The 14,915-nt window shown below is 72.8% G+C and carries 15 protein-coding genes; 13 read left to right on the top strand and 2 right to left on the bottom strand.

Translation table 11 applies throughout. The features are described from left to right. The first annotated feature begins 198 nt into the window (after positions 1-198). From ACIBK8_RS14675 to ACIBK8_RS14690, 4 genes are all read left to right on the top strand, one after another. Complete coding sequence (locus tag ACIBK8_RS14675) at positions 199-1,353, top strand: DUF993 family protein (RefSeq protein ID WP_399042148.1); 1,155 nt, start codon at positions 199-201, stop codon at positions 1,351-1,353. Between the two features lie 5 nt (positions 1,354-1,358). Beyond that, the gene (locus ACIBK8_RS14680) at positions 1,359-2,168 is read left to right on the top strand and encodes a sugar phosphate isomerase/epimerase family protein (RefSeq protein WP_399042149.1); all 810 of its coding nucleotides are present in this window, start codon (positions 1,359-1,361) and stop codon (positions 2,166-2,168) included. A 64-nt stretch (positions 2,169-2,232) separates the two neighbouring features. Further along, the gene (locus ACIBK8_RS14685; RefSeq protein ID WP_399042150.1) at positions 2,233-2,946 is read left to right on the top strand and encodes a M24 family metallopeptidase; all 714 of its coding nucleotides are present in this window, start codon (positions 2,233-2,235) and stop codon (positions 2,944-2,946) included. A gap of 80 nt (positions 2,947-3,026) precedes the next feature. Beyond that, positions 3,027-3,764 carry a Clp protease N-terminal domain-containing protein gene (locus ACIBK8_RS14690; RefSeq protein WP_399042151.1) on the top strand — a complete coding sequence of 246 codons (738 nt, stop codon included), beginning with the start codon at positions 3,027-3,029 and terminating at the stop codon, positions 3,762-3,764. A gap of 57 nt (positions 3,765-3,821) precedes the next feature. On the opposite strand, the gene ACIBK8_RS14695 is transcribed toward ACIBK8_RS14690, so the two are convergent. Beyond that, positions 3,822-4,361 carry a MarR family winged helix-turn-helix transcriptional regulator gene (locus ACIBK8_RS14695; RefSeq protein WP_399042152.1) on the bottom strand — a complete coding sequence of 180 codons (540 nt, stop codon included), beginning with the start codon at positions 4,359-4,361 and terminating at the stop codon, positions 3,822-3,824. Positions 4,362-4,611: 250 nt separating this feature from the next. On the opposite strand from ACIBK8_RS14695, the gene ACIBK8_RS14700 reads away from it, so the two are divergent. The 9 genes from ACIBK8_RS14700 to ACIBK8_RS14740 all read left to right on the top strand — a co-directional run bounded on the left by ACIBK8_RS14700 (position 4,612) and on the right by ACIBK8_RS14740 (position 13,737). Next, positions 4,612-5,121 (top strand): flavin reductase family protein, encoded by a 510-nt coding sequence (locus ACIBK8_RS14700; protein WP_399042153.1) that lies wholly within the window; start codon positions 4,612-4,614, stop codon positions 5,119-5,121. Positions 5,122-5,151: 30 nt separating this feature from the next. Then, a complete protein-coding gene (hpaB, locus tag ACIBK8_RS14705) occupies positions 5,152-6,603 on the top strand; it encodes a 4-hydroxyphenylacetate 3-monooxygenase, oxygenase component (RefSeq protein WP_399042154.1) in 1,452 nt (483 codons plus the stop codon). Then, a complete protein-coding gene (locus tag ACIBK8_RS14710; protein ID WP_399042155.1) occupies positions 6,603-8,069 on the top strand; it encodes a fumarylacetoacetate hydrolase family protein in 1,467 nt (488 codons plus the stop codon). The genes hpaB and ACIBK8_RS14710 overlap by 1 nt, the downstream gene beginning before the upstream one ends. Beyond that, positions 8,066-8,998, top strand: coding sequence for a 4-hydroxy-tetrahydrodipicolinate synthase (gene dapA, locus ACIBK8_RS14715; RefSeq protein ID WP_399042156.1), 933 nt, complete (start codon positions 8,066-8,068; stop codon positions 8,996-8,998). The genes ACIBK8_RS14710 and dapA overlap by 4 nt, the downstream gene beginning before the upstream one ends. Beyond that, the gene (hpaE, locus tag ACIBK8_RS14720) at positions 8,995-10,485 is read left to right on the top strand and encodes a 5-carboxymethyl-2-hydroxymuconate semialdehyde dehydrogenase (protein ID WP_399042157.1); all 1,491 of its coding nucleotides are present in this window, start codon (positions 8,995-8,997) and stop codon (positions 10,483-10,485) included. The genes dapA and hpaE overlap by 4 nt, the downstream gene beginning before the upstream one ends. Next, positions 10,482-11,483: a 3,4-dihydroxyphenylacetate 2,3-dioxygenase gene (gene hpaD, locus ACIBK8_RS14725; protein WP_399042159.1), complete on the top strand. Its 1,002-nt coding sequence runs from the start codon at positions 10,482-10,484 to the stop codon at positions 11,481-11,483. The genes hpaE and hpaD overlap by 4 nt, the downstream gene beginning before the upstream one ends. Before the next feature lie 135 nt (positions 11,484-11,618). Further along, positions 11,619-12,611, top strand: coding sequence for a dihydroxyacetone kinase subunit DhaK (gene dhaK, locus ACIBK8_RS14730; protein WP_399042160.1), 993 nt, complete (start codon positions 11,619-11,621; stop codon positions 12,609-12,611). Positions 12,612-12,751: 140 nt separating this feature from the next. Further along, the gene (gene dhaL / locus ACIBK8_RS14735) at positions 12,752-13,318 is read left to right on the top strand and encodes a dihydroxyacetone kinase subunit DhaL (RefSeq protein WP_399042379.1); all 567 of its coding nucleotides are present in this window, start codon (positions 12,752-12,754) and stop codon (positions 13,316-13,318) included. A gap of 14 nt (positions 13,319-13,332) precedes the next feature. Continuing rightward, complete coding sequence (locus tag ACIBK8_RS14740) at positions 13,333-13,737, top strand: PTS-dependent dihydroxyacetone kinase phosphotransferase subunit DhaM (protein WP_399042380.1); 405 nt, start codon at positions 13,333-13,335, stop codon at positions 13,735-13,737. A 39-nt stretch (positions 13,738-13,776) separates the two neighbouring features. Here ACIBK8_RS14740 and ACIBK8_RS14745 read toward each other — a convergent pair whose 3' ends face one another. Next, positions 13,777-14,598 carry an SAM-dependent methyltransferase gene (locus ACIBK8_RS14745; protein ID WP_399042161.1) on the bottom strand — a complete coding sequence of 274 codons (822 nt, stop codon included), beginning with the start codon at positions 14,596-14,598 and terminating at the stop codon, positions 13,777-13,779. Positions 14,599-14,915: the final 317 nt, after the last annotated feature.

Below are 14,915 nucleotides of genomic sequence, written 5' to 3' on the forward strand. Positions count from 1 at the left end.
CCACCGCCGCGCGGCGCCCGTGGGCACCGCAGTGATCAGGATACCTCCGGGTCCTGGCGCCGGCCCCGGCACCGGGGTGCCCGCCCGCCACACGGGTCCGGCCGGCCCTCTCGGGTCCTGGCCGGTACGTCCCTATGATGCGGCTGCCGCCTCTGGCCCCGCGGGCATCCCGTCGGCACCCGCCCAGGAGGATTCGCCATGACCGTCAGCGTCCTGCTCCCCCGGCCCGATGGATCGACGTACCGCAGGCGACTGCGCGCCCCGGCGGCCGTCCCGCACAGCGGGCCCGCGCCCGCCACCCGCAAGGTGTACGCGGCGGCCCATGTGGTCGCCGACCCGCTGCGGACGAGCGCCGCGGGAGGGGCCGTCGACTGGGAGGCGACCCTGGCGGTCCGGCGACGGCTGTGGCGCCTCGGTCTCGGGGTGGCCGAGGCCATGGACACCGCGCAGCGCGGCGCGGGGCTGCCCGCCGATGCCGTCGGCGAGCTGACCGCCCGTACGCTGGCCGCCGCCGCGGAGGTGGGCGGTGAGGTGCTGGTTGGGGTGACGACCGATCAACTGCCCGCCGGGGACAGCACGTTGGACGCGGTGTGCGCCGCGTACACCGCGCAGTTGGAGCGGGTGCAGCGGCTCGGCGGGCGTGCCGTGCTGATGGCCAGCAGGCAGTTGGCGGCGAGCGCCCGCGGCCCCGGGGACTACCTCGACGTGTACCGGCGGCTGTGCGAGCACAGCGAGCGGCCCGTCGTGCTGCACTGGCTGGGCGAGGCGTTCGACCCGCGGCTGCGCGGATACTGGGGCAGTACGGACATCGACGCGGCGCAGCGCACGGTCCTGGAGCTGATCGAGCGGCACGCCGACCGCATCGACGGCATCAAGGTCTCGCTGCTCGACGCGGCCCGCGAGGTGGCGCTGCGCCGCCAACTGCCCGCGGGGGTGCGCCTGTACACCGGTGACGACCTGCACTACGTCGACCTGATCGAGGGCGATGCGCACGGTCACAGCGACGCGCTGCTGGGTGCTTTCGGCCCGCTCGCGCCGCACGCGGCCGAGGCCCTGCGGCGGCTCGGCAGCGGGGACCGCGTCGGCTACCGCGCGCTCCTCGCGCCCACTCTCCCGCTGAGCCGGACGCTCTTCGAGGCGCCGACCTACCACTACAAGACGGGTGTGACGTGGCTGGCGTATCTGTCGGGGCTCCAGTCGCACTTCCGGATGCTCGGCGGTCTGGAGTCGGCCCGTGGGCTGCTGCATCTGGTGGCGCTCGCGGAACGGGCCGACGACATCGGGCTGTTGCCCGAACCCGAGCTGGCGGCGGAGCGGCTGACCGGCTATCTGCGGCTGCACGGGATCGGGTGAGTGCGGTGGAGCTGAGCCGTTGCAGCATCAACTCGGTCACCGTGCGCGCCCTCGGTCTGCCCGCGCTGCTGCGTGAGGCGGGGCGGCTGGGGGTCGCGGGCATCGCGCCGTGGCGGGATCTGATCGCGCCGTACGGGGCGGCGACGGCGGGGCGGATGATCGCGGACGCCGGGCTCGCCGTCTCCGGTCTGTGCCGCGGCGGCATGTTCACCGCGCCCACCGCTGCGGGCCGGCGCGCGGCGGTGGCGGACAACCTGCGGGCGATCGACGAGGCGCGGGCGCTGGGCACGGACGTCCTGGTGCTGGTGTGCGGCCCGGTGACCGGGCGGGATCCCGCCGGTTCGCGGACGATGATCCGGGAGGGCATCGAGGCGGTGCTCGGGCACGCGCGGGCGGCCGGGGTGCGGCTCGGTGTGGAGCCGCTGCATCCGATGATGGCCGCCGACCGCTCGGCGGTCACGTCCCTGCGCGAGGCCAACGCGCTGCGGCAGGCGATCGGGGATCCGCAGCTCGGGGTGATCGTCGACGCGTATCACGTGTGGTGGGAGCACGATCTGGAAGCGCAGATCGCCGCGGCGGCCGGTCAGCTGCTCGGCTTCCACGTGTCCGACTGGGTGACCCCCATCGAGGGGCAGCTCTCCAGCCGCGGCATGCCGGGCGACGGCTGCATCGATCTGCGGCGGATGCGCGGGTGGGTGGAGCGGGCCGGGTTCCGGGGGCTCGCGGAGGTGGAGATCCTCAGCGACCGGTGGTGGGCCGAGGAGCCGCGCGCCGTCCTCGACCTGGCCGTGGAGCGGTTTCTGGACGTGGTGTGAAGGCGCGGCCCGTCGGCCGGAATCCGTGGTGCCGACGGGCCGCGGGACTTCTAGCCTGAGCGGCATGACGGACGAATCCGCGCGTGCGGCAGCGCTGTTGAAGGCCCAGGCCGATGCGGCCGACCTGTTCGGCGAGGTGGAGCGGCGTGGTCTGGTGGCGCCTGGGCGTGGTGAGCGGGCGGTGAGCGACGCGGTCCGCGACCTGGCGTACGAGATGTTCGGCATCCGCCGCTTCTGGCACAAGCGGATCGTCCGCGCCGGGCCGAACACCCTGCACCCCTACCGGGAGAACCCGCCGGACCGGGTCATCGCCGATGACGACATCGTCTTCTGCGACTTCGGGCCGCTCTTCGACGAGTGGGAGGCGGATTTCGGACGCACCTTCGTGCTCGGCGACGATCCCGTCAAGCACCGGCTGCGGGACGATCTGCCGCGGCTGTTCGCGGCGGGCCGCCGGTACTTCGCGGCACATCCGGAGGTGACGGGCGAGGAGTTGTACGCCGAGGCCGTACGGCTGGCGCGGGAGGCCGGCTGGGAGTTCGGCGGTCCGCACTCGGGGCATCTGGTGGGCGAGTTCCCGCACGAGAGGGTGGCCGGTGCGGAGGTCGACTCGTACATCGCGCCGGGCAGTCGCCTTCCGATGCGGCGCACCGACGGGTCCGGGCAGCGCTGTCACTGGATTCTGGAGATCCATCTCGTCGATCCGGCGCGTGGTTTCGGCGGTTTTCACGAGGAGTTGCTCGATCTCGGCCATGACGGGGCGTCCGCCGGGGGCTGATCCGGGTGTGCGGCGGGGCCACACCATCTCATCGTCAACCGCGGGTTGACGCACCTCGCGCGTCAACTTACGGTTGACGCATGGTGGATCCCGAACGCACGACACATCCCGTCCGGCTCGACGATCTGATCGAAGCCATCAAGAAGGTGCACACCGACGCCCTCGACCAGCTCTCCGACGCGGTGGTCGCCGCAGATCACCTCGGCGAGGTCGCCGATCACCTCATCGGCCACTTCGTCGACCAGGCACGGCGCTCCGGCGCCTCCTGGACCGACATCGGCCGGAGCATGGGCGTCACCCGGCAGGCGGCGCAGAAGCGGTTCGTCACCAAGGAGTCAGGGGAGACGGACCTCGATCCCCGGCAGGGGTTCAGCCGGTTCACCGAGCGGGCGAAGAACGTCGCGATGGCGTCACAGAACGAAGCCCGCGCGGCCGGCAACGACAAGATCAGGCCCGAACACCTCGTACTCGGCCTGCTGCACGAGCCGGAGGGCATCGGCGCCGGCGCGATCGTGGCGCAGGACGTGCCGCTGGAGACCGTACGGCAGGCGGCGCTCGCGGTGCTGCCGGAAGCGGCCGGCGAGCTGCCCGACCTGATTCCGTACAACGCGGCGGCCCAGAAGGCCCTGGAGCTGACGTTCCGGGAGGCACTGCGGCTGGGCCACAACTTCATCGGGACCGAGCACATCCTGCTGGCACTGCTGGAGTTGGAGGACGGCGCCGGCGTGCTCACCGGCCTCGGCATCGACAAGGCGCGGGCCGAGGCCCACATCGGTGCGGCCCTCGCCGCCCTGATCGCCGCGCGCCATCAGGACTGACCTACCGGACCCGCGGCCGGCGGTCCCCTCCCCCGGGGCCCGTCGGCCGCTCACGTGTCACGCCCGGTGCTTGGCCTCGAAGTGGGTGGAGTGGGCGGTGAGTTTCTCCAGCAGGGAGATCAGGGTCGCCTGTTCGTCCGGGCTCAGCGAACCCGCCCATTCCTGCTCGCGCTCGTTGTGGGCGCTGAACGCGCCGGAGATGGCCCGCATGCCGTCATCGGTGAGCCCCAGGTGCACCGCGCGGCCGTCGTGCGGCGCGCGTTCCTTGGTGACAAGGCCGTCCCGCTCCAGGGTGCTCACCAGCGCGGACACCGCGGCGCGGCTCATCCCGGACAGTTCGGCGACCTTCTTCGCCTCGACGGGACCTGCGAGCCAGACGGCGAACAGCACCCGGAAGCCGGGCCACGACCAGCCGCGCGGCCGGTGGACGGTGGACTCCAGGTCGTAGACGAGCATGTTCGCGGCGCGGTGCAGGGTGAGCACCAGGCGCATGGCGAGCGGATCCACGCCGGGCAGTTCGCGGGCGGTGCGCGACACGGCGTGGTCGATGAAGGACCAGAAGTGCAAGTGTTCGTTGTCCGGCTGTTCCTGGGGCACACCGGGAGTGTAGGCCGGGCCGCGCCGGACACGGCCGCCGGGCGGGCCGGGCGGAACTTCGTACGGAGGGGTTCACAGCGACGGCGTCCGGCGGTAACGTCGCCGATTAATCAAAGCTTTGATCGTCTCTTCGGTGCGGTTGTCCCCGGCCCGCCCGCCAGGAGCAGCCGCACCGGCCCCTTCCCCACCCACCGCGCGGTACCTCCACTTCACCCGTGTCACCCGTTTTCCCAGAAACAGGTGAGTACCCATGCCGGAAACCCTCGCCGCCCCACCGAGCCCCGGCGCCCTGCGCGCCTGCCTGTCCCGCTTCGCCACCGGAGTCACCGTCGTGACCTACGCGGACGACGACGGCAGCCCACGGGGCGCCACCATGAACTCCTTCACCTCCGTGTCCACCGACCCGCCCCTGGTGCTGATCAGCGTCGCCCGACGGGCCCGCAGCCACGGCCCGCTGACCGGCCGGCCCTTCTGCGTCAACGTGCTCGGCGCCGAACAGGAGGCGCTGGCCCGGCAGTTCGCCGGAAACCCGGGCGCCACCGAGCCCCGCTGGGTGACCGGCGCCCGCGTGCCCCGCCTCGCCGGTCCGCTCGCCTGGGTGGCCTGCGAGCCCTGGCGCGCGTACGACGGCGGCGACCACACTCTCGTCGTCGGCCGCGTCACCGGCACCGGACACCGCGACGGCGACGCCCTCACCTACGCCTGGAGCCGCTTCGGCACCGCCACCGAGTCCGCCGACGGCATCGAACACCTCAACTGACCCGCACCCGCACGTCTTCGAGGAGCCCCCATGGCCGCACGCACCGGCAAGGAATTCCTGGAACGACTCTCCGCCTCCCGCCCCACCGTGCACATCCAGGGCGAGACCCGCACCGGCGGCATCCAGGACCACCCCGCCTTCCGCAACGTGGTCCGCACCTACGCCGAGCTGTACGACCTCCAGCACTCCCCCGCGCACAAGGACGTCCTGACCTACCCGTCCCCCACCACGGGCGACCCCGTCGGCACGTCCTTCCTGACCCCGCGGACCCCCGACGACCTGGTCAAACGCCGTAAGGCTTTCAAGGTGTGGGCCGACCACAGCAACGGCATGCTGGGCCGCACCGGCGACTTCCTGAACAGCTCGCTGATGGCGCTGGCCTCGGCCGCCGACTGGTTCGCGCAGGCGGACCCCGCCTTCGGCGAGAACATCGGCCGCTACTACGAGCGGGTGCGCGAAGCGGACCTGCTGTGCACCCACACCCTCATCCCGCCGCAGGTCAACCGCTCGGTCGCGGGCCCCCAGCAGGGCGGCGGCAAGCTCGCCGCGCGCATCGTCAAGGAGGACGACAACGGCGTGGTCATCCGCGGCGCCCGGATGCTCGCCACCATCGCGCCGTTCGCCGACGAGATCCTCGTCTTCCCCTCCACCGTGCTGCGCGGCACCCCCGAGGACAAGCCGTACTCGTACGCCTTCGCCCTCCCCGTCGACACCAAGGGCCTGCGCTACCTCGCCCGCGAGCCCCTCGACCTCGGCCGGCCGGCCCACGACCACCCGCTGGGCTCGCGCTTCGACGAGTCCGACTGCGTGGTCGTCTTCGACGACGTGCACGTGCCGTACGAGCGCTGCTTCGCCCTCGGCGACGCCGAGCTGTGCAACGGCTTCTACGCGCAGACCTCGTCCGTGGTGCACATGACCCACCAGGTCGTCACCCGCACCACCGCCAAGACCGAGTACGTACTCGGCCTGGTCTCGCTGCTGACCGAGGCCATCGGCATCGAGCAGTTCCCGCACGTCCAGGGGGACATCGCCGAGATCATCGCCACCCTGGAGATGCTCCGCGCCTTCCTGCGGGCCGCGGAGGCCGACGCCGAGATCAACGCGTACGGCGTGCTGACCCCGGCCTTCGCCCCGCTCAACGCCGCCCGCAACCTCTACCCCAAGCTCTACCAGCGCTTCCCCGAGATCCTGCGCAAGCTCGGTGCGTCCGGCCTGATGGCCACCCCGACCGAGCTGGACCTCAGCGGCCCGGCAGCCGCCGACATCGAGGCGTACCTCCAGTCCGCGACGCTCACCGGGCCCGACCGCGTCAAGCTCTTCCGGCTGGTCTGGGACACCTGCATCTCGGCCTTCTCCGGCCGCCAGGCGCTGTACGAGTACTACTTCTTCGGCGACCCGGTACGGATGGCCGGCGCGTATGTGACGTCGTACGACCGCGAGCCGTACAAGGCGAAGGTCCAGGCGTTCCTGGAGCGCTCCTGATGGCGCACCCGCTGGGCACACCCCCGTCGAAGATCATCGCGGTGCACCTCAACTACCCCAGCCGGGCGAAGGAACGCGGACGCACCCCCTCCCAGCCCTCCTACTTCCTCAAGCCGCCGTCCTCGCTGGCGGGCACCGGGGACGCCATCGTCCGGCCGCACGGCTGTGAACTCCTCGTGTTCGAGGGGGAGATCGCGCTGGTCATCGGCGAGCGCGCACAGCGGGTGGCGCCCGATGACGGCTGGTCGCACGTGCGCTGGGTCACCGCAGCCAACGACGCGGGCCTGTACGACCTGCGCCACGCCGACCGCGGCTCCAACCTCCGCGCCAAGGGCTCCGACGGCTTCACCCCCATCGGCCCGCGCCTGCTCGACGCCCGCCGACTCGACCCGGCCGCCCTGCGGTTGCGCACCTGGGTCAACGGCGACGCGGTGCAGGACGACACCACCGACACGCTGCTCTTCCCCTTCGGACAGCTCGTCGCCGACCTGTCCCGGCTGGTCACGCTGGAGCCGGGCGACGTCCTGCTCACCGGCACCCCCGCGGGCGCGTCCGTCGTGGCACCGGGCGACGTGGTGGAGGTCGAGGTCTCCGACGGCAGCACCTCAACAGGGCGGCTGCGCAACCGCGTTGCCGCGGGCGGACCGCTCGCCCCGTACGGCGCCCGGCCCGCGTCCGGCCCGGCCGAGCGCGCCGCCGCCCACGGCCCTGGACAGCCGCCGCAGCCGCTGCTCGACCCGCGCACCGACGCCGGACTGCGTTCGGTCGCCGTGGCCACCCTCAGCGCGCAGCTGCGCGGGCGCGGACTGCCCCACATGTCCGTGGACGGCGTCCACCCGGCCGCCACCGGCACCCGCATGGTGGGTGTCGCGCACACCCTGCGCTATCTGCCGCTGCGCGAGGACCTGTTCCGGCGCCACGGGACGGGCCTGAACGCCCAGAAACGCGCCGTCGAGGAGCTGCGCACCGGGCACGTCCTGGTGATGGACGCCCGCCGCGACACCAGCGCGGGCACCCTCGGCGACATCCTCGCGCTGCGCGCACTGAAGCGGGGCGCGGCCGGTGTGGTGACCGACGGCGGGCTGCGGGACAGCGCGGCGGTCGCCGCCACCGGCCTGCCGGTCTTCCACGGCGGTGCACACCCCTCGGTACTCGGCCGCCGCCACGTGCCCTGGGACACGGGGGTACCGGTCGCCTGCGGCGGGGCGCTCGTCCAGCCCGGCGACCTGCTGGCGGGCGACGACGACGGCGTGGTGGTCGTACCCCCCGACCTCGCCGACGAGCTGATCGCGGACTGCCGCGAGCAGGAGCGCCAGGAACGGTTCATCACCGAGCGGGTGACGGCAGGAGACGGCATCGACGGCCTGTACCCGCTCGGCCCCGCCTGGCGCGCCCCGTACGAAGCCTGGTGCGCACGGCACGACCGGAGCACCGGACCCGGACCCGACGAAGGAGGCCACCAGTGAGGTTCCGCAGCGACCCGGCCACGATCCGCGGATCGATCGCCCCGGTCGTCACCCCGTTCACCGCCGAAGGCGCCGTCGACCACGACAGCCTGCGGGCGCTGATCCGCTTCCAGCTGGAGTCCGGCTCGCACGGCATCTCGCTCGGCGGGTCGACCGGAGAGCCCGGCGCGCAGTCCGTCGCCGAGCGGATCGCGGGGATGCGCACCGCGGCCGACGAGATCGGCGAGCGGGTGCCGTTCCTGCCCGGCACCGGCTCGCACAAGCTCGACGAGACCCTCGCCATGACCGCAGCCGCCCAGGAACTGGGCGCGGACGCGGCGCTCGTCATCACCCCCTACTACGCGCGCCCCACCCAGGAGGCGCTGTACCGGTGGTACGCCACGGTGGCCCGCGAGTTCCCCGGCCTGCCGGTCGTCGCGTACAACGTGCCCTCGCGCACGGCCGTCGACCTGGCGCCCGAGACCGTGCGCCGGCTGTTCACGGAGTTCGACAACTTCGTCGGCGTCAAGGAGACGACGAAGGACTTCGAGCACTTCTCCCGCATCCTGCACGCCTGCGGCCGGTCCCTGCTCGTGTGGTCCGGCATCGAGCTGCTGTGCCTGCCGCTGCTCGCGCTCGGCGGCGCGGGATTCGTGTCGGCCGTCGCCAACCTCGCGCCGACCGCCGTGGCCCGCATGTACGAGCGCTGGGATGCGGGCGACTTCGAAGCGGCCCGCGCGCTGCACTACGGCCTGCACCCGTTGGTGGACCTGCTGTTCGTCGAGACCAATCCGGCCCCCGCGAAGTGGGTGCTCGCCCAGCAGGGCCGCATCGCGTCCGCGCACGTACGCCCCCCGCTCATCCCGCCCACCGACGCCGGCCTGACCCGCATCCGGGAGCTGCTCGCCGCGGGCGGCGGCCTCACCGCGCAGATCGGAGGAACCGCATGACGTCCCACACCCCCGAGGGTCTGCCCTCGGTCATCCGGCACTGGATCGGCGGCGAGCCTGCCGACGCCGCCGACGGCCGCACCTTCCCCGTCACCGACCCCGTCACCAACACCCCCTACGCGCGGGCGGCGCGGGGCTCGGCCGCCGACGTCGACCGGGCCGTGACCGCCGCCCGCGCCGCGGCGGCACCGTGGGCGCAACTGTCCCAGCGCGCCCGCGCGAACGTCCTGCACCGCGTCGCCGACGCCGTCGAGTCCCGCCACGACCGGCTCGCGCGGTTCGAGTCCTACGACTCGGGGCTGCCGATCACCCAGGCCCGCGGGCAGGCCAGGCGTGCCGCGGAGAACTTCCGCTACTTCGCCGACGTCATCGTCGCGCTCGGCGAGGAGGCGTTCCGTCAGGGCGGTGACCAGTTCAGCTACGTCGTACGGACGCCCGTCGGAGTCGCCGGGCTGATCACGCCCTGGAACACCCCCTTCATGCTGGAGAGCTGGAAACTCGCCCCCGCGCTCGCCGCCGGCTGCACGCTGGTGCTCAAGCCCGCCGAGTGGACCCCGCTGTCCGCCTCGCTCTGGCCGGAGATCTTCGCCGATGCCGGGGTGCCCGACGGGGTGGTGAACCTCGTGCACGGCATCGGTGACGAGGCGGGCCAGGCCCTGGTCGACCACCCTGACGTGCCGCTGATCTCGTTCACCGGCTCGACCGCCACCGGCCGCCACATCCTGCGCTCGTCCGCCGAGCATCTGAAGACCGTCTCCATGGAGCTGGGCGGCAAGTCCCCGGTCGTCGTCTTCGCCGACGCCGATGTCGAAGCCGCCCTCGACTCGGTGGTGTTCGGGGTGTTCTCCCTCAACGGCGAGCGTTGCACGGCCGGTTCACGGGTGCTCGTCGAGCGCCCGCTGTACGAGGAGTTCACCCGCCGCCTCGCCGAGCGGGCCGGGCGCGTGGTCGTGGGCCCGCCGTCCGACCCGGCCACCGAGGTGGGCGCGCTCGTCCACACCGAGCACTACGCACGCGTCCTGGGCCATGTGGCGGCGGGGCGGCAGGAAGCCAGGCTCGTCGCGGGCGGCACGCGCCCCGCGCACCTGCCCGAAGGCAACTACCTCCAGCCCACCGTCTTCGCCGACGTGCCACGCGAGGCCGGCATCTTCCAGGAGGAGATCTTCGGCCCGGTGGTGGCCGTCGCGCCGTTCGACGACGAGACCGACGCGGTCGCACTGGCCAACGCCACGCGGTACGGCCTGGCCGCGTACATCTGGACCCGCGACCTCCAGCGCGGCCACCGCATCGCGCACGCCGTGGAGTCGGGCATGGTGTGGCTCAACTCCCACAACGTACGCGACCTGCGCACCCCCTTCGGCGGCGTCAAGGCCAGCGGGATCGGCCGGGAAGGCGGCGCCCACAGCATCGACTTCTACACCGAATCCAAGATCGTGCACGTCGCGCTCGGCGCGGTGCACACCCCTCGCTTCGGAGCCGCCTCGTGACCACACCCGTCCCCGACGTCATCCGCGCCGCCTACGCCCAGCTCGTCGTCACCGACCTCGCCGCGGCCCGCTGGTTCTGGGTCGACATGCTCGGCCTCCACCTCCAGTACGAGGACGCCACCTCCCTGTACCTGCGCGGCACCGACGAACTGACCCACCACTCCCTGGTGCTGCGCACGGGCGAGGTCGCCGCCCTCGACCACCTCGCCTACCGGGTGCGCACCCCGGACGACGTCGAGCGGGCGGCGGCGTTCTTCACCGCGCGGGGCCTGCCGGTGCGCCGCGTTCCCCAGGGCCACGGCACCCGCGGCGTGGGCGACGCCGTACGCGTCATCGACCCGCTCGGCTTCCCCGTCGAGTTCTTCCACGAGATCGAGCACGCCGAGCGGCTCATCCAGCGCTACGACCTCCGCCACGGCGCCGAGATCGCCCGCCTCGACCACTTCAACATCTGCACCCCCGACATCCCCGCCGCCCACGCCCACTACGCGTCCCTCGGCTTCGGCTGCTCGGAGACCATCGAGGGCGACGCACACGAGCTGTACGCGGCCTGGATGTACCGCAAGCAGACCGTCCACGACGTCGCCTTCACCGGCGGCGCCGGGCCCCGCCTCCACCACGTGGGGGTGGCCACCCACGAGTCCCATCAAGTGCTGCGCTGCGCCGACCTCTTCGGCTCGGTGCGCAAGCAGCACCACATCGAGCGCGGTCCCGGCAGGCACGGCGTCTCCAACGCCTTCTACCTCTATCTGCGCGACCCCGACGGACACCGCGTGGAGATCTACACGTCCGACTACTACACCGGCGACCCCGACCACGAGACCTACCGCTGGAATGTCCACGACGACCGCCGCCGCGACTTCTGGGGCAACGCGGTGATCGAATCCTGGTACAAGGAGGCCACCCCGGTTCTCGGCCTCGACGGCACGCCCCGGACGGTTTCCGACGCCCTGCTGGACGAGTCGGCGCTGCGGATCGGCGCGGACGGGCTGGGCTGAGGGTGAGTCGGTGCCGGTCCGCGACGCGTCGCTCCCCGATCGGGCGCGCCTCTTCGATACTGGAGGGTGTCCACGAGCTTGCCGACGTCGGGTGAGGCCCCTGGGGCCTGACCGGCACCCGCACAGGAGGAACCGTTGAAGATGCTCATGAACGTCGCCGAGAACGTCGTGGCGGACGCGCTGCGCGGGGTGGCGGCGGCCCATCCCGAGCTGGTCGTGGACGTGGCGAACCGGGTGATCGTGCGGCGGGACGCGCCGGTCGAGGGGAAGGTCGGGCTGGTCTCCGGGGGCGGCAGCGGGCACGAGCCGCTGCACGGCGGTTTCGTCGGCCCCGGGATGCTCGACGCCGCCTGCCCGGGTGAGGTGTTCACCTCGCCGGTGCCGGACCAGATGGTGCGCGCGGCGGCTGCCGTCGACAGCGGCCGGGGCGTCCTGTTCCTCGTGAAGAACTACACGGGCGATGTGCTCAACTTCCGGATGGCGGAGGAGCTGGCGCAGGACGAGGGCATCCAGGTCGCGAGCGTGCTCATCGACGACGACGTGGCGGTGACCGACTCGACCTTCACCGCGGGGCGGCGCGGCACCGGCGCCACGCTCTTCGTGGAGAAGATCGCCGGGGCCGCCGCCGACGAGGGCGCGCCGCTGGAGCGGGTGGAGGCCATCGCCCGGCAGGTCGTCGCGTGCTCCCGCAGCTTCGGGGTGGCGCTCGCCCCCTGCACGACCCCGGCCAAGGGCAGCCCGACCTTCGAACTGCCCGCCGGAGAGCTGGAGTTGGGGGTGGGAATCCACGGCGAGCCGGGGCGTGAGCGGCGCGCCATGATGACCTCGCACGAGATCGCGGACGTGGCGGTGGACGCCGTCCTCACCGACCTGGAGCCGAGGCTTCCGGTCCTGGTGCTGGTGAACGGCATGGGGGCGACGCCGCTGCTGGAGCTGTACGGGTTCACCGCCGAGGTGCACCGGGTGCTGGCCGAGCGCGAGGTCGCGGTGGCCCGTACGCTCGTCGGCAACTACGTCACCTCACTGGACATGGCCGGGGCCTCGGTCACGCTGTGCCAGGTGGACGGGGAGCTGCTCCGCCTGTGGGACGCTCCGGTACGGACACCGGGGCTGCGCTGGGGCCGCTGAGACCGACGAGCCGGACGGCGGCGCGGCGGGCGGACGTCCCCGCGCCCGGCCCCGTCCGCCCGCACCTGTCCATGAACTGAGCAGCAGAGGAGCAGTCCGTGTCCGAATCGGCCCTGGATGCCGCGTTCTTCATCCGCTGGATGACGGCGTCCGCCGCATCCGTCGACCGGGAGGCCGACCGCCTCACCGAGCTGGACTCCGCCATCGGCGACGCCGATCACGGAAGCAACATGCGGCGCGGTTTCACCGCCGTCGCCACAGCACTGGAGGAGGAGCCCCCGGCGACTCCGGGGGCCGTACTGATGGCGGCCGGGCGGCAGTTGGTGTCGACGGTGGGCGGCGCTTCGGGCCCGCTGTACGGCACGCTGCTGCGGCGCGCGGGCAAGGCGCTCGGCGACGCGGAGCGGGTCACCGTCGACGAGCTGCGCGCCGGGCTGCGCGCCGGAGTGGACGCGGTGGGGCAGCTCGGCGGGTCGGCGCCGGGCGACAAGACGATGCTCGACGCGCTGGACCCGGCGGTCGAGGCGCTGGCCACCTCGCTCGACGCGGCGTCAGCCGCGGCCGGCGAGGGCGCGCTGGCCACCGTGCCGATGCGGGCCCGCAAGGGCCGGGCGAGCTACCTCGGGGAGCGCAGCGTCGGGCACCAGGACCCCGGGGCGACGTCGTCGGCGCTGCTGTTCGCGGCCCTCGCGGAGGTCGCCCGGTGAGCGGCGCGGGCGGTGTGTCCGGGCAGGTCGGCATCGTGCTGGTGTCGCACAGCGGCCCGGTGGCCGAGTCCGTCGCCGCGCTCGCCACGGGTCTGGCCGGCGGCGGCGCGACGGCTCCGATCGCCGCGGCGGGCGGCACCCCGGACGGCGGCCTCGGCACCAGCGCGGAGCTGATCGTCCAGGCGGCGCACGCCGTGGACGGCGGGGCCGGTGTGGCACTCCTCGTCGACCTGGGCAGCGCGGTGCTGACCGTCAAGGCCCTGCTCGCCGAGGGCGACGAACTGCCCGATGGCGCACGGCTGGTGGACGCGCCGTTCGTCGAGGGCGCGGTGGCCGCCGTGGTCACCGCGTCGGCCGGCGCCGACCTGGCGGCGGTGGCGGCAGCGGCGGGCGAGGCGTACGACTACCGCAAGGAGTAGGCGTCATCACGGCCCGCGGGCCCCGGGCGCGCGACCGGCTCAGGGCTTGCGGGCGACGGCGGCGTAGCAGGCGGCTTCCGCGTCCGTGACGTGGGTGGCGTCCTCGGGCCGGTCGGGGCGCCACTGGTGGGAGAGGGCTATGCCGGGCTCCAGGAGATCCCAGCCGTCGAAGAAGCGGGCGAACTCGGCGCGGCTGCGGAACTGCAGCTCGGTGCCCGCATCCCGGTAGATCTTGATGATCTTGCCCATCGCCTCGGGCGCGAAGTCCGTCGTGGCGTGGGTCATGGCCAGGACACTGCCACTGGGCAGCGCGTCCTTGAGGTACTCGACGATAGCGTGCGCCCGGCCCCGCCCGTCGTCGGTGACGAAGTGCATCAGCGCGTTCAGGCTGAGCGCGACCGGCTGCTCCAGATCGAGGGTCTCCAGGAGCTGAGGCGCCGTCACAATGCCGGTGGGATCGGTGACATCGGCCTGGACGTAGGCGGTGCGGCCTTCGGGGGTGCTGAGCAGCAGGGCCGCGGCGTGCGCGAGGACGATCGGATCGTTGTCCGTATAGATGACCCGGGCATCGGGTGCCACGCGCTGCGCGACGTCGTGGAGGTTGGGCGGGGTCGGGATGCCGGTGCCTATGTCCAGGAACTGGCGGATGCCCGATTCGGCGAGGAGCCGGGTGGCGCGGTGCATGAACTCGCGGTTGATGCGGGCGGCGACCAGTGCGGCGGGGAAGACCCCCAGGACGCGGCCGGCCGCCATCCGGTCGGCGAGGAAGTTGGTCTTGCCGCCGAGGAAGTAGTCGTAGATGCGGGACGAGTGGGCCCGGTCCAACTGCAGGTCCACCGCGGGCCTTTCGTGGTCGCTCATCGCGCGCTGCCTCCCCTGGTACGGCGGGCCGCACGGACCGGCGGCCATGATCGATTGTGGCATCGGGTTCCGGGGCACGTCACCGTCCGCGGGCGGGGAGAGCCCTGCCCCGCGGGCGCCGGATCATGCCCAGGGCGCATGAGCGCGCGGAGCGGTGCGCGTTGAGGCGGCGTACGCCTGGCGCACGGGCATGCCGGGCGAAGATGACGGGGCCACCCGTAGTCATATGAATACCCAACGGAAGATTTCTTGGCTCCGGGTGCCACAAATGGCCCTCCTTTCCTGTTCATTGGAAGAGAGGACAACCGTCCTCCCGT

It is taken from the genome of Streptomyces sp. NPDC050161, assembly GCF_044460025.1.
In the GTDB taxonomy this organism is placed as follows: Bacteria; Actinomycetota; Actinomycetes; order Streptomycetales; family Streptomycetaceae; genus Streptomyces.

Excerpts from the sequence above, each read along its gene's own strand:
- ACIBK8_RS14700 (WP_399042153.1), top strand. The coding sequence starts at position 4,612 with ATGCCGGAAACCCTCGCCGCCCCACCGAGCCCCGGCGCCCTGCGCGCC.
- dhaL (WP_399042379.1), top strand. The coding sequence starts at position 12,752 with ATGACGGCGTCCGCCGCATCCGTCGACCGGGAGGCCGACCGCCTCACC.
- hpaB (WP_399042154.1), top strand. The coding sequence starts at position 5,152 with ATGGCCGCACGCACCGGCAAGGAATTCCTGGAACGACTCTCCGCCTCC.
- ACIBK8_RS14685 (WP_399042150.1), top strand. The coding sequence starts at position 2,233 with ATGACGGACGAATCCGCGCGTGCGGCAGCGCTGTTGAAGGCCCAGGCC.
- ACIBK8_RS14690 (WP_399042151.1), top strand. The coding sequence starts at position 3,027 with ATGGTGGATCCCGAACGCACGACACATCCCGTCCGGCTCGACGATCTG.
- ACIBK8_RS14710 (WP_399042155.1), top strand. The coding sequence starts at position 6,603 with ATGGCGCACCCGCTGGGCACACCCCCGTCGAAGATCATCGCGGTGCAC.
- ACIBK8_RS14745 (WP_399042161.1), bottom strand. The coding sequence starts at position 14,598 with ATGAGCGACCACGAAAGGCCCGCGGTGGACCTGCAGTTGGACCGGGCC.
- ACIBK8_RS14675 (WP_399042148.1), top strand. The coding sequence starts at position 199 with ATGACCGTCAGCGTCCTGCTCCCCCGGCCCGATGGATCGACGTACCGC.
- hpaE (WP_399042157.1), top strand. The coding sequence starts at position 8,995 with ATGACGTCCCACACCCCCGAGGGTCTGCCCTCGGTCATCCGGCACTGG.